Source organism: Leptospira perolatii (genome assembly GCF_002811875.1).
Taxonomy (GTDB): Bacteria; Spirochaetota; Leptospiria; order Leptospirales; family Leptospiraceae; genus Leptospira_B; species Leptospira_B perolatii.
Genome location: NZ_NPDZ01000009.1, coordinates 1 through 13,023 on the forward strand (window position 1 = coordinate 1; position 13,023 = coordinate 13,023).

Annotated in this window: 13 protein-coding genes; 7 read left to right on the forward strand and 6 right to left on the reverse strand. The window is 42.1% G+C overall.

Annotated elements, in window-relative coordinates:
- Positions 1 to 623: 623 nt before the first annotated feature.
- Both CH373_RS13560 and CH373_RS13565 read left to right on the forward strand, forming a co-directional pair.
- Positions 624 to 3,032 carry a TonB-dependent receptor gene (locus CH373_RS13560; RefSeq protein ID WP_100714126.1) on the forward strand — a complete coding sequence of 803 codons (2,409 nt, stop codon included), beginning with the start codon at positions 624 to 626 and terminating at the stop codon, positions 3,030 to 3,032.
- A gap of 38 nt (positions 3,033 to 3,070) precedes the next feature.
- Positions 3,071 to 3,439, forward strand: a complete 369-nt coding sequence (locus CH373_RS13565) for a hypothetical protein (protein WP_207761477.1) — start codon at positions 3,071 to 3,073, stop codon at positions 3,437 to 3,439.
- A 4-nt stretch (positions 3,440 to 3,443) separates the two neighbouring features.
- Here CH373_RS13565 and CH373_RS13570 read toward each other — a convergent pair whose 3' ends face one another.
- From CH373_RS13570 to CH373_RS13580, 3 genes are all read right to left on the reverse strand, one after another.
- On the reverse strand, positions 3,444 to 5,465 hold the full coding sequence (locus CH373_RS13570; protein WP_100714128.1) for a tetratricopeptide repeat protein: 2,022 nt from the start codon (positions 5,463 to 5,465) through the stop codon (positions 3,444 to 3,446).
- Positions 5,462 to 7,501, reverse strand: a complete 2,040-nt coding sequence (locus CH373_RS13575) for a 6-bladed beta-propeller (protein ID WP_100714129.1) — start codon at positions 7,499 to 7,501, stop codon at positions 5,462 to 5,464. The genes CH373_RS13570 and CH373_RS13575 overlap by 4 nt, the downstream gene beginning before the upstream one ends.
- A gap of 246 nt (positions 7,502 to 7,747) precedes the next feature.
- Positions 7,748 to 7,984, reverse strand: a complete 237-nt coding sequence (locus tag CH373_RS13580; RefSeq protein WP_100714130.1) for a hypothetical protein — start codon at positions 7,982 to 7,984, stop codon at positions 7,748 to 7,750.
- Between the two features lie 159 nt (positions 7,985 to 8,143).
- Here CH373_RS13580 and CH373_RS13585 point away from each other — a divergent pair, with 159 nt between their 5' ends.
- The 4 genes from CH373_RS13585 to CH373_RS13600 all read left to right on the forward strand — a co-directional run bounded on the left by CH373_RS13585 (position 8,144) and on the right by CH373_RS13600 (position 9,919).
- On the forward strand, positions 8,144 to 8,725 hold the full coding sequence (locus tag CH373_RS13585; RefSeq protein ID WP_100714131.1) for a hypothetical protein: 582 nt from the start codon (positions 8,144 to 8,146) through the stop codon (positions 8,723 to 8,725).
- A gap of 31 nt (positions 8,726 to 8,756) precedes the next feature.
- The gene (locus CH373_RS18840) at positions 8,757 to 8,945 is read left to right on the forward strand and encodes a hypothetical protein (RefSeq protein WP_100714132.1); all 189 of its coding nucleotides are present in this window, start codon (positions 8,757 to 8,759) and stop codon (positions 8,943 to 8,945) included.
- A gap of 57 nt (positions 8,946 to 9,002) precedes the next feature.
- The gene (locus CH373_RS13595) at positions 9,003 to 9,404 is read left to right on the forward strand and encodes a phage holin family protein (protein ID WP_100714133.1); all 402 of its coding nucleotides are present in this window, start codon (positions 9,003 to 9,005) and stop codon (positions 9,402 to 9,404) included.
- 104 nt (positions 9,405 to 9,508) lie between these two features.
- On the forward strand, positions 9,509 to 9,919 hold the full coding sequence (locus CH373_RS13600) for a GFA family protein (RefSeq protein ID WP_207761475.1): 411 nt from the start codon (positions 9,509 to 9,511) through the stop codon (positions 9,917 to 9,919).
- A 124-nt stretch (positions 9,920 to 10,043) separates the two neighbouring features.
- Here CH373_RS13600 and CH373_RS13605 read toward each other — a convergent pair whose 3' ends face one another.
- The gene (locus CH373_RS13605) at positions 10,044 to 10,643 is read right to left on the reverse strand and encodes a TetR/AcrR family transcriptional regulator (RefSeq protein ID WP_243393396.1); all 600 of its coding nucleotides are present in this window, start codon (positions 10,641 to 10,643) and stop codon (positions 10,044 to 10,046) included.
- 90 nt (positions 10,644 to 10,733) lie between these two features.
- Here CH373_RS13605 and CH373_RS13610 point away from each other — a divergent pair, with 90 nt between their 5' ends.
- Positions 10,734 to 11,756: a zinc-dependent alcohol dehydrogenase gene (locus CH373_RS13610; protein ID WP_100714134.1), complete on the forward strand. Its 1,023-nt coding sequence runs from the start codon at positions 10,734 to 10,736 to the stop codon at positions 11,754 to 11,756.
- A gap of 84 nt (positions 11,757 to 11,840) precedes the next feature.
- Here CH373_RS13610 and CH373_RS13615 read toward each other — a convergent pair whose 3' ends face one another.
- Both CH373_RS13615 and CH373_RS13620 read right to left on the reverse strand, forming a co-directional pair.
- Positions 11,841 to 12,497, reverse strand: coding sequence for a DsbA family protein (locus CH373_RS13615; protein WP_125169998.1), 657 nt, complete (start codon positions 12,495 to 12,497; stop codon positions 11,841 to 11,843).
- A 119-nt stretch (positions 12,498 to 12,616) separates the two neighbouring features.
- On the reverse strand, positions 12,617 to 12,901 hold the full coding sequence (locus CH373_RS13620; RefSeq protein ID WP_100714135.1) for an LIC10816 family protein: 285 nt from the start codon (positions 12,899 to 12,901) through the stop codon (positions 12,617 to 12,619).
- Positions 12,902 to 13,023: the final 122 nt, after the last annotated feature.

The window sequence follows — 13,023 nt, forward strand, 5'->3', positions numbered from 1 at the left end:
CTCCTTTGCGTTTGTTTAGTGTTACCTATGTTCCCGGTCTATTCTGTTACCCATGTCTCCGGTTCATACCAAGGGCGGGGCCCTTTCCGAATCGTTTTTCCGGGAATAAAAGATTCCCTATTAGGAAGATTATCGAAACTTTTGGCTCTAATTTTGGTTGTAAATTGATAACGATATATCATTACTGGCAGATATGAACTCTGCCCTAAAAGGTAGCCCGGGATTCTTGCGTACGGATCGAAGCCTTCCGGCTATTTGTTTAGGTATCATTCTGTTTGCGGTAATTCTCTCCACTTTCCATAGTCATAACCGGAATTCGCCTAATTCAAATGATGTGAATCGAATTGAAAAGCAGGCAAGCGTTATATCGGAAACAGCCGCAGGGTGCTTTCTTTGTCGATGGAAAAATTCCGAGACCAAGGGGCCGGGTCATACCTCCGAAGTAGAAATTCTTTGTTACCTCAAAACAGATCGTATTCTCGCGATCAATCAGAAGATTCGTACTAGCGGAATTCTTGATAGTATCAGAGATCGGGGACCTCCCTCGATAGTAATTTCTTTTTCACATATCATCGCTTAACCATTCATTAGCTTGTAGCTATTTCTTTTCGGGAAGGAAAAGAATGAGAAAATTGGTAAATTATTTATATTTAATATTCTTTTTATTTTTGCTAATTCCGGCGACCGGTTCCCTTTGGGCGTTGGATGTTAATTTGCGTGGGATTGTAAATGATCCAGTCGGAAAACCGATAGGAGGAGCCAAGGTATTTCTGGTTGAAAACAAGGCATCTTTTCGGACACTAAAAGACGGTCGGTTTGAATTTGAACATCTTTCTCCCGGGCTTTATACATTTACAGTAACAGCACCGAACTATGAACCAAGATCGCTCCAAGTGGAGTTGAAAGGAGAAGATAAAGTAGTAGAAGTCGTTTTGCAGCCGAGTTTTATCGAAGGGCAAGCGATCAATGTTACTGCTAAGTCTAATGCTTCTGATTTCTTATCTACTCCTCAACCGACGACTGTCTTAGAAGGAAGGCAACTAGATCGCGTGAGAGGTCAAAATATAATTTCCTCTTTGGAAAACACACCAGGAGTTGCGACCATGTCTACCGGAGCCGGAACTGCAAAACCGGTAATTCGCGGACTAACTGGTCAAAGAGTTTTGGTAATGACCGATGGAGTCCGCCAAGAAGAGCAGCAATTCGGAGACGATCATACTGTTGATTTGGACGCATTCAATGTGGATCGCATAGAGGTTGTTAGAGGACCTAGCTCTGTCTTGTATGGCTCCGATGCTTTAGGTGGAGTAGTAAATGTGATTCGGTCCAAAACTCCTACAGCAAAGGATAGTGCCCCACTTCTTGCGGGAACTTATTCTACTAACAGTTTTTCGAATAATAAACAAGATGCGCAGTCGATTTCTTTATTCGGATACCAAAAGGAAACCAATTTCGGTTATCGAATTCAAACTGATACTAGAAAGGCCGGACGAATCACCACTCCAAGGGGCACATTGCCAAATACCGGATTTAAAGAGCGAAATTTGAATGCATCAGTCGGAACCGACGGATCTTGGGGAGATTTTTACGTAGATTCATTTGCGAGATTTCAAGAGCAGGATCTTTATAATAACCCGAATGAATTACCGGGAGCAAAGTCTTTTCAGACGGTTTATCATCAGAAAAACCACATTCATGCATTCTTAATATTACCTTATGTTAATGTAGAAATAGATGGCGGTTATCAGAGAAATAACAGGAGGGAGATTGAGGACAAAAACCGCTATGTTCCTATCAAAGATATACTCTTAGATCCCGCAGAATCTGCATTTAACAAGGGAGTCGCAATTTATCAAGTAAACAGGTACGATTATAAGCAAGGACTGAACGTTCAACTTGATACAACCACTCTGGATACTAAAATTCACCACAAGGAATGGAAGGGCCTAAAAGGAACACTTGGATTATCCGGGATGCAGCAAAGAAATAGCACTATAGGAACGGAAGCATTGATTCCAGGTAGTTCTCTTAGCAATATAGGATTTTTTCTGTTTGAAGAATGGAAAGTAGGACAACTCACTCTTTCTGCCGGTGCAAGGACGGATAAGAGAAGCATCGATGTGCGCGCTAATTCTTCTCTGGGCAATTCGGAGCAAACTCGCAATTTTGAAGCAAGCACTGGAACAGCAGGAATAGTATGGAGATTTGCAAAAAGTTTTGCTTGGTCGTTTAACAGCGGAAAAGGCTTTAGGGCTCCGACTGCATTTGAATTGTTTGCGAACGGAGTTCATGAAGGAACAGGAAGATTTGAAATTGGAAATTCTAATTTGAATCCTGAAACTTCTTTCAATCTAGATTCTTCCGTCCGATTCGCCACAGAAAAAGTACAAGCTGAGCTTAGTTTGTTCGAAAACCGCATTCAGAATTACATATATTCCGTAAGCGCCGGTGCATTCGATCCGGATTCCCGGCTACCAATCTACAGATATCGACAGGATGCGGCTTTATTAAAAGGTGGAGAGTTTAGTTTGCAAGCTCAAGTCGCCAATTGGTTAGTGATCAATGCCGGAGTAGATATTTTGCGGGCTACAATACGGAAGAATGTACCGAAAGAAATATTTGCAGATCCAAGTTCAATCGATGTCGATTCAGTATATTCTGATATCAGAAATAAGTACCTTCCTAGAATGACACCAAACAGAGGAAGATTAGGTTTCAGATTCGTTTCTAAAAGTGCGTTCGGTTTAAAAAATCCATATTTTCTAATCAATGCTACTTTTGTGCAAGCCCAGTATAAAGTGGATAAATTAGAAACTCCTACAGCCGGCTATAATCTGTATGATATCGGCTTCGGTGCGGAAATACCCGGCATGACAAATGGAATCGATTCTGCTACGTTCGATGTTTCCATATTAAATATATTCGATAAAGAATACGTCAGCAATTTAAGTAGATATAAGGACTATGCGTTAAATCCGGGGATGAATGTGACTTTCAAAACCACGATCCCCTTTACGTTGATTTCAAATTGAGGTATCGTATGAAATTCAGGATTGTTTACTTCAGCATGATGGTCCTTTTGGCAAAGGTCGCAACTGTTGGTTGCCTTTCTAACGAGTCCCTTAATAAGGATAAAGAGGAAAACCAGAAAGAGCAACTGCTATCTATATTAACAAACTCTAATAATAGGGCAGATTGCGTTTATTGTTCTGATACTCAGGCCTTTGGGGGAAATTGCTCTTGTTATTCGAATATTCCGGTTCTTTCCTGCATGGGAATGCCGTCGGGGGCCGCAAAGTCCAATTCATACAAGGTTTCTTGTGCAAATCTTGTAACATTAGGGACTTGGTTTCGGATTAACTCGAACACATATTCTTGCAACTACCAGACTTGTCCGCCGGAAGCTTATCGAGCTGCATTTACACAGGAAGGCAGATAAAAGATTAAAAAGATGGTCCTTCAGATTTATGCCAATACGCCCTGTCGCCCACAGCCACTGTTCTAAGAACAGAATCTAAAGGGGTAGGGATCGCTTTGGAAGTATAAAGATCTACGTCCTGAACGGTTGCTTCTCCGACTTTGGTGGATGTATTATATAAATATAAAATACTTCCCTTGGAAACCCCGTCAATCGAGCCTGCATTGATTATGATTGAATCCGCCTTGACTCGATGCACTCTACCCATGGCCGGAAGCATTGCGAGCAATTTGTCTCTAGATCTGGTGGTAACCTCGGCAAGCGCATCCCTTCCTTTTGCAAAGACCTGAAAAGAGCCGAGAGTTTTTTCTTCTTTATGATCCCGCAAACTCCACTCAAGTCTTAAGCCATCCTTTGAAAGGGAAATCTTTCCTTGCGCTACGAATCGAATCTGTTCCCCTCGGATTTGCTTCATCAAAGAAAAATTCTTTTCCGATTTTGGAATTGCTCCTGAATACGGTTCAATATCGAAATCCTTGATTTTGCTGGACTTGCGGTATGAATCTAAATCTATCGCTTTGACTCTAGGATCCTTTAGAAATAGATTTCTAAGAGCAGTGCCAGCGATTACGGGAGCATCCGGATGCTTTCCGAAAAAATCAGTATTTTCAGGATCAAATATCAGCAATTCTGGGGGAGTTCTGCCATAATCCTCTTCGATTCCGAAATCTCCGATTTTGACCAGACCTTCCCGATAGCTTAACGTTTTTTTAAAGTTGTCCAGATTGTTCTCAATTGCGTATCCATATTTTTGGTTATCAGGAAATTTGGAACGCAGCCTGAGTAATAAGTTGAAGTAATTCGGAAACAAACCTCTTCTCTTATATTCATCGAGAGTGAGTACTAAAATTTCCGGACGATTTGGTAAAAGATCATTTGCCCTCTGCAAATGATACCAGGCTAGGTCATATAAAAAACTGTTTTTGTTTGCGCGATATCTTTGGAGCCTATATTCCCCCAAGGTCCTTCTTAATCCGTTTCCTTCAGGCAAGACGTCCAGGGAGTAGGTTTCGGAGTGAGTTCTGACGATCGGATCTAAATCGTCGAGTTTTGCTAGTTTCTCCAGATCCGATTTAATCTCTGGCGAACTAGGGCTCAAGTTCATTTGGCAATATGATCTTAAATACAAATATTCGGTCGAGTTCGGAAACATTTGCAAAAGATGATTTAATAAATCTTTTGCCTCGGCATACCTACCAGAGTATATTCTGGTTTTTGAAAGTAGTCTAAGGGATTCCTCCTCATCAGGAAACAAGGCTATAGATCTCTCTAACTTCTCCGCAGCTTCAGCAATCTTAGAATCTCTCTTTTGGCCCGATAGGTTTTCTGCCCAATGTAGTAAAAAGATTCCTGATTCAAGAAATACATTGGGATCGTCGGATGATTCCGATTCTAATTGAGTCCGAATCGACTGCGCTCTGCTATAACTACCGGAAAGTGCGGCCACTTTTGCTTCGAGCCTTCGCATCTCCTTGCTTCTGGGCAATCTTGCGATTGCTGCATTAAGTTCGTAATTCGCTTTTTCGGTATTACCTTTTGCTAGATGGACTTCCAAAAATACTGGAAATAAATCCGGATCGTATCTGTCCTCTTCCAAGAAAGGTTGCAATATTTGTAATGCACCGTTAAGATCGCCGAGGTAAATCAAAGTAGTCGCTTTTGCTTTGACAGCCGCTCTGTTTTTTGGCTCCAACTCTAATACTTTATCCAGAGAACGAATTGCTTCGACCTCCTTATGGAGTCGGAGAGCTGCTTCAGAAAGTCCCATGTGGGAACGGACGGACTGCGGATTTTTTTGAACCGCTTCACGAAAGGCGTCGTAAGCTGAAGAATAATTTCTCGATTTGAGAGCAGATTCACCTTCCTTAATCCATTCTATGGTCTCCTTTGCCTTCGCTTCGGAAAGGAAGGAAAGGATGATGAAGGCGAATAGACCAAGGAAAATTTTTGAAGTGGGTAATTTTGGATAAGAAATAGCATGGATCATGGTGTAAAAAATCCGGTTTCCGCTTTTCCGGCAGTGTTTCTAAATGTCGCTTCCACCACTACCGGGACATATAGTTCCTTCATTGAGGACTTTAGTCTACTTTTGAAGGAGAGAATATATCTCTTATCTTTTTTGAATTCGATCCACTTCCTTAAGTTCTTTTCCATGCCTGCCCCAGGCATCAAAATAAATTTGCCTCCGGTTTTTTCGGCGATTTCTTTATATATCGTTGCTGATTCGCCCTCTTCGCTTAACGATAGAAAGTAAATCGGAATATCGTGTGAAACTGCAAATCGAATGATTTTTGTCGGCGAAAACTGTGTAAATGCCGCCTTGGAATCTTTTCCCGAAACGATCGCTATGACGGCTCTGGGTCCCAAACTATCGAGCAAGTCTGTTATAGATCTTTGCAGGGATTTGCCGATTTGTGATTCGTTTTCTGGCGAAGTTGTCCTTAGCATTTTCAGAATATCGAACATACTCTTTCCAAAAGGATAAACTAGCTCGGTATCCCTTCCAGATCGTAAAAGCTGAATTTTATCTTCGGTTCTAATCTCGGAAAGAAAAGGTTTGATTGCCTTTTCTACGAGAGGATAGGAATCCACTATTTCTTTGGAATTTTCCACTACGATCGAAGCACTGACTCGGTTGTTAAATTTCTTCATATCCGCCAAACCGATCAAAGGCGAAAGATTATCCATTTCGTAAACTCGGAATGAATTTCGAGGGATTGCTTTCATGGAGGTTCCGTGTCTATCTTTGGCCTGCACAACTAAGGAGATATCCGGAAAATCCGAATTAATAACTCTTTCTACGATCAAATCTAGATTGGAGGATAACTGACCTTTCGGAGAAAATTCCTCTACTCTGTGTCGGTTAAAATCTGGCACGAACATGGATCCGGTGTAATCAAAGCCCACAGAAAAACTCTGATCGAAATTTCTCGTCGTTCCTTTTAGGTCCATCCAGTTCCCAAACTTGGACCAATTTTTAGAAATGGAATCGTATACAAATAATCCCGCGGCTTCGTCTGCTAAGTAAATCTTATCATTCCGAATCGAGAGGTTCCGGGGCTTTTTGATAGAAGGATGAGTAATTTCTCTAATAAAGTTTCCTTCTTTATCGAAGACAACGATTCTCTTGTTCCCTTTGTCAGCGACGTAAATTTCGCCCTTTGCATTTAGCTTTAGTCCAGCAGGTTGCCTTAATGTTCCTTTGCCAATTTCTTGTAGGAATTCCCCATTTTGAGAAAACTTCTGAATTCTGTTGTTTCCCATATCGGAAACAAAAAGAGGACCATCCCTTGAAATGAAGATCCCAGAAGGTCCATTCAACTGACCTGGCCCTTTCCCGCTTTTTCCAAAACGTTTTACAAAATTTCCACGCGTATCAAATTCATAAATCATGTCCGAAGCATAGTCGGCCACAAAGATTGATTTTCCGCGAACCGAAATCGCAACTGGACCATCCATTGTCCTTCCGAATCCGCCTTTAATATTTTCTTTGGGGTTTCCATTTGCGTCGAATTTGACAACATTCGCAGTATCAAAGCTTGCGACGTATAGATATCCTTCTTCGTCGAAGGCTACGTCGGTAGGATTACGAAATCTGAATCTTCTAAGATCATCACCAAGGAGTGATTTATAATATTCTAATGTTTCATTTCTCGGGCCGCCGCCGAGTCTGAAGCGAAGAGCATCGAGTCGGTTTTTTTGAACTAGATTAAGTTTTCCTGATGATTCTAAAAGTTCTAATTCTGAGAGACTTTCCTGCCAATCTCCGTTTAAATAATAAGTCTCGGATAAAAAATATTTGGCCTGAGGAAAGTCGGCTTTTATTGAGAGTGCTTTAAGGAAACTTTCTCTCGCAGCAGAAAATTCTCCTTTGTTATAGTAGGCTAAACCCCTTTTGAAAAAGGTTTTTGCTTCCTTTTCTTTCAAAGAAAAGAAAGGCAGGGGACTAGAGGCTACAGAGCTTCCGAGAAGTATGCTGAGGCTAAGAAAGAAGGTGAGTTTGGTAAGCGTGCTTCTCCCCATCTTATATCTCTATAATAGTACCTAAAGCCAAAAGAGACATAATTTCAACCTTTTTTTACCGAGCGAGAAGGGATCTAGAACAGTTACTTTGATGGGGCAGCCTTAGTTTGGAGGTTTTTTGTAGGAGTTCCTACGAAATCCATAGAAGGAATAATTGCTTGAATCAACTGACTTTTTATGAAAATGGCTTTTTCAGGCCGCTTGGGGTACCCGCCACCAGCCCCCCACCCTAAGAAGGGTGGGGCCCTACAAAATCCGCCGCTTCACCGACAATCTCTCGCGAACGGATTCCAAATCTCCGTCTATTTTTGGAGTCGGATACAACCAGACTTTCTTCCAATTGTGGTGCCATTCGGACCATTCGTTTCGAATAGACCTTCTTTCCCTCAATTCTTCTTCCACATCTCTCAGGATACGATCCAGGAGAACGACATAGTTTCTGAATCGTAGCGCAAGGTCAGACTTTGGGGAAAATTCCTGCATAACTAACTTACCTATCGGAATATAGCCGAAAAAAAAAGAAAACTTTGAATTCTACGCTTCCCATTTTTTCTTTCCAACCTCCTCGGGCAAAGCGGCCGTTTTGCACTCGACAAGGGATAGAATTTGCAGTCCATAGATATCGACAAATAGGATAAGACGATGCACAAAGCCGCACTTTTACTTTTTGGAATCTTCTTTTTCTTTCAATGCTCCAGTTGGGAAAAAAAGACCGAATCCTCGATTCCGACTGTGCCAGCGCCCAACCGGGATCAGCTGCCGATCCTGGTCCAGCTGCAAGATTTGAACGACCAATATATTGGAAATTTCACCTCTACATTTTATTCGGGGGAAGAGGGAAAGGACCGCAAAGTGGAAAAGGAATACGCGAAATTTCCAATCTTGGTAGGTCCTGGCGGAAAGGGCACTGAGTTGGAGTTAGAAGGTCGATTCCAACAAAGAGTAAGTTTACTTACTAGTTATACAAAGAACCTATATTTGAAGGTCGAAGGAAACAAGGTAACCCACAATTGCACTCTCGGGGTAGAGGCCGCAAAAGAAGACCGAAGTCTGCGCAAGCCGTTCCGCTCCGTAATGGTGTATTTTAAAGAAACAGAAAATTTTGATGCAACCGGTATGACCTTAACCTATACAGTTGGAGTGGCCACCCGATTGTTTTATCCAATTTTTGTCACAGGATTTCTATTTCGGAAATATGATTGCGGATTGATTTTGGAAGGGTAGTCGAGTAAGCTAAAGGGAAGGGTGAGAGAAAATGCCTTACATGGCAGTGGGTTCCCGGCAAATACTCTATTCTGATTCCGCTGCGCCCGCCAGAGCTGGAGACCAAGTCAGGGAAGTAGCCAGCGTCCAAGACAACGAAATTTCACAACCTCTAACAGTTATAGTCCCGCCCGGAGGTTTACCCCCGCACCTGGGTCAATTCTTGGACGAAACAGCATAGCACAAAAAGTGATAGTGTGATTTCCTACCGATTCGATCCTTTGACTTGGAACTCTTTATGCCCAGGTTACTTCTTTCTATCGCATTACAATCGTTAGTGGTCCTTTACGTATTTCCCCTAATCAATCCGCTCTTTCGAGTTACCGGTCCTTGGTGGGATGCTATGGTAGTCGTCCTTTTCTTCGGATTCGTAAACTTTGTATTGAGATGGTTCTTGGTAATCGTTACTCTCGGAGTAGGATTGATCGTATATATACTGACCTTAGGATTGGCAGGATTGTTTGTAAACGCTGTCGTTCTTTTGTTAATCGGAAATTTTCTGCCTGATCACTTATTTGTACCTGGATTCGGGTCTGCGTTTATGGGTGGGATCGTGCTTACCTTAGCCAACTATGTGGCGAAAAGACAAACCGAAGAAGAAGAGGATTTTCCATTAAAGAAATCTAGAAAAGAAGATTAGAAGATTGCAATATTGTAAGATTACAAAATTCGGATGCTCCACCGGATTTAAATTCCAGAGGGAAAATTCATCTGGCTAGAGATGTTCAGAAGGAGGTTGCTACTTTGTCTCTATTGAAAGTAACAGGCCAGTGTCATTGCGGTAAGATAAGTTATGAAGCGGTTTTAGATACCGAGAAAGTATCTATTTGCCACTGTACAGATTGCCAGATGCTGACCGGAAGCGCCTACAGAGTAAGTGTTCCGGTCCCGAAGGAAGACTTTCGACTGTTTCGTGGCGAGCCTAAGGTTTATATAAAGACTGCAGACAGTGGAAACAAAAGGGCTCATACTTTTTGTCCGGATTGCGGCACTCCAATCCATTCTTCTTCTGTGCTAAATCCGACTGCATATTCTTTGCGCGTAGGTTGTCTTGATGAACGGGAACAACTTCCACCGAAAAGACAGAACTGGTGTAAATCTGCCGTGTCGTGGTCTATGAATCTGGAGCAAATTCCGCAAAATCAGGGACAATAGATTCTTAACTCTAAGTTTGTTACTATTAGAAACAAATCTTTCTAAGTACTTATTTTTCTAAGTAAGTAATTTATGAATTTATTACTCTCTGGACAGTATTCGGAGCATTGCGGGGTCACTGATTTTACCTTTCGAGCTCTCCAAGCATTTCTGTTTCCATCTCTTCGAAGTATTTTCGGTTATGTGTTATCATATACAACTGAGAATTCCCCTGAAAAAGTTTCATAAATAGTTCTGCTTTCTTTCTGGGATTAAAGTAATCCGGAACTAATCCCTTTTGTTTGCACGATGCAAAGTAATCGCTAAGACATTCGAGCCATGATTCTAAAACAGAAGCGGATCGATTCGCAAGTTCCACATCCGGTTGGTCTAGACTACTCATAAACCGCGCGAGAGGGCATCCAAAAAATTTGCCAGACTTGGTCTGTTTTCTTAAAAGAGCCATCCACCTTCGCACGAATTCTTGGGGAGTTTCGGAAGAATTCATTAATCGAATCCAGCTGTTCCGGAAATCGTCTCCCTGTTGCTTTAGGTATTCAAAACCTAATTCTTCCTTTGTTTGAAAATACCTGTAAAAGCTGGCTTTATGCGAAGAGGATTCGTCGATTACCTGATTGATGCTGGTTCCGGCATAGCCCTGAGAATACATCAGTCGAACCGCAGTATCTACGATCCGTTCATAAGGCCCGTTAGGACTCGATTCTTGTTTTCCTGCAGAACTCACTTTCCCAAAAATAAATGAGTAGACTAACTGGTCTACTCATTTATTTAATGGTAACAATGGGATAGACTAGTCGGTCTACTTGGAGGAATTATGCAACAGTTGAGATTTGTGAAGAGAAATAAATTAGAATGGGCCGAAGTTCCGGATCCAAAAATTACGGATCTCAATCAGGCCCTGGTAAAACCGATCGCAGTCTCAAGGTGCGACTTGGATATTCCGATTTTGAGAGGATTTACGATGTTCCGACCACCTTTTCCGGTGGGTCATGAGTTTGTAGGTGAAATAGTCTCAACCAGTGAGGAATTGGCTGCCGAGTTTCCAAAAGGAACCAGGGTGATTATTCCGTTTCAAATATCCTGCGGTCATTGTCACTCTTGCGAATCCGGACAATCCAAGAGTTGCAGTACTGTTTCGCCTTTAAGCGCTTACGGTATGGGAAAGGGAGCAAAGGAATTTGGAGGAGCACTTTCGGATCTAGTTTTGGTTCCTTATGCAAAGCAGATGTTAGTGCCTTTTTCGAATAAAACCGATCCAGTTGCAATCGCTAGTATTAACGATAACTTGGTGGAATCTTGGAAATTAGCCGGAGTTCACCTGAAGCAAAACAAAAATCAAAGAATCTTAATATTAGGTGGCTATGCATACAGTATAGGTCTTTACACCGCAGCACTAGCAGTGCATATGGGAGCTTCTGAAGTGGTTTATGCCGATAATAATTCCAAGAGACTAGAGCTTGCAGCCTCTTACGGTGCTAAGGTGCAGGAGATTTCGGAATTTCCAAAAAGCCTGGGAAAATTCGATATCGTTGCAGACGCGAGCGGCACTTTGGAAGGCTGGAATTGCGGGCTGAAATCCTTGGAGATCGATGGTAATTTTGGATGCGCTTCAATCTTTTGGACGAACTCGGTTCCGATTCCTTATTTAGATTTATATAATAATGGTGCAAATATCAAATTAGGAAGAGTTCGGTCTAGAGAATGGATTCCGGAGATTCTAAGGGAAGTGGAACAGAACGGATTCGATCCTTCCAAGGTAGTGACCAAAAAGGCCAGTTGGTCCGATGCTGCGGAAGCATTTATCGAAGAAGAAACAAAACTCGTAATTACACGTTGATTTGATTCTCTAAGAGTTCCGGCTAGGAAAGCTTGTTTTAAAAGAAATGAGGCTGGTGAGAACCAAGAAACAGTTTAGGAAAACTTAAAACTTTCCTATCGATCGAAAATAATCTCCGAGCATGGAATCAACTTCCGAAAAGGGCAGATATCCCCTGGATAGGATTCCTCTCTCAAAACCGTCCGAAAATACTAGGGCAGGGAAACTTGTGACCCCTAAGGAAAAACCGTACTGAAAATCGTTCAAAGTTTCTAAAGAAGTCTCCGGACGCGCATACATTTCTTGGAATTCATCTGTAGGAACTCCAAAAGATTCCGAAAGAGTCGCAAAGGTTTTCTGCTCGCTTGGATCTGCTCCTTTTGCATGAAATTCAAGAGAGATAGCATCTAAAAAATCGAAGGTTACTTCAGGGCGTAGTCTCTGGATAGAAATGATCGCCTTGCACGCCGGCTCCGAGTCGTATCTTAAATCCCGTCGTTTTAATGTTTCGTAATTAAAACTTCTACCGGTGATTCGCTCGACTTCCTTCCAGGAATACCTGAGTTTTTCGACGAGTTCGTCAGAGAATGTTTCTGCGTCCGCTCCGAACTGAGTTCCTCCCAGAACGAGAGAGAACTCGATTGAATTTGAATACTTTTCTCGAATCCTTTGGAATACAGGTGCAAAGCCGTAGCTCCAAGGGCAAAGCGGATCCGCTACATACAATAAGGAATGCTTTCGATTTGCTTCTACGATTTCCAAGTCGGCCACACTTAATTACGGACATTAAACGACGAATAGAAAAAGGGCCACTCTCTTTTTGCATAAAAAAAGGCGGGAAAAAATCCCGCCTTTCCTCTGACTTTTCGTTTTGGAGGATTTTAGATTTCGTTCGGGTGTTTGACGTAGTATAGTGATAGCCATACTACCCCGAATAGGACCCCCGCGTACGCTAGGATCGCGGTCGCAATGTCTATCATCGGAAGAACCGTGCCAATAGGTGTAACTTTTGTAGCGGTTATTCTCGTTGCTTCACCTAAGATTAGGAATAGACCTCCTAATCCGATCAAGTGATAGCGTGCCATTGCGTCCTTGGATACTCGGGCGAACCGGGCAAACACAGGAACAGCCAAAAGCGCTAATGCGAAGATGGTGACTGTATCCATGGTTCATACCTCCTTAAGCTCCTAGTTTAGACTCCGCCTGTTTCTATGTTCCCCTTTCTTTTTTTCCGAAGATATTCTACATAAAACATTTGTTATATAACAAAGCATTAGTTGTGAATCTT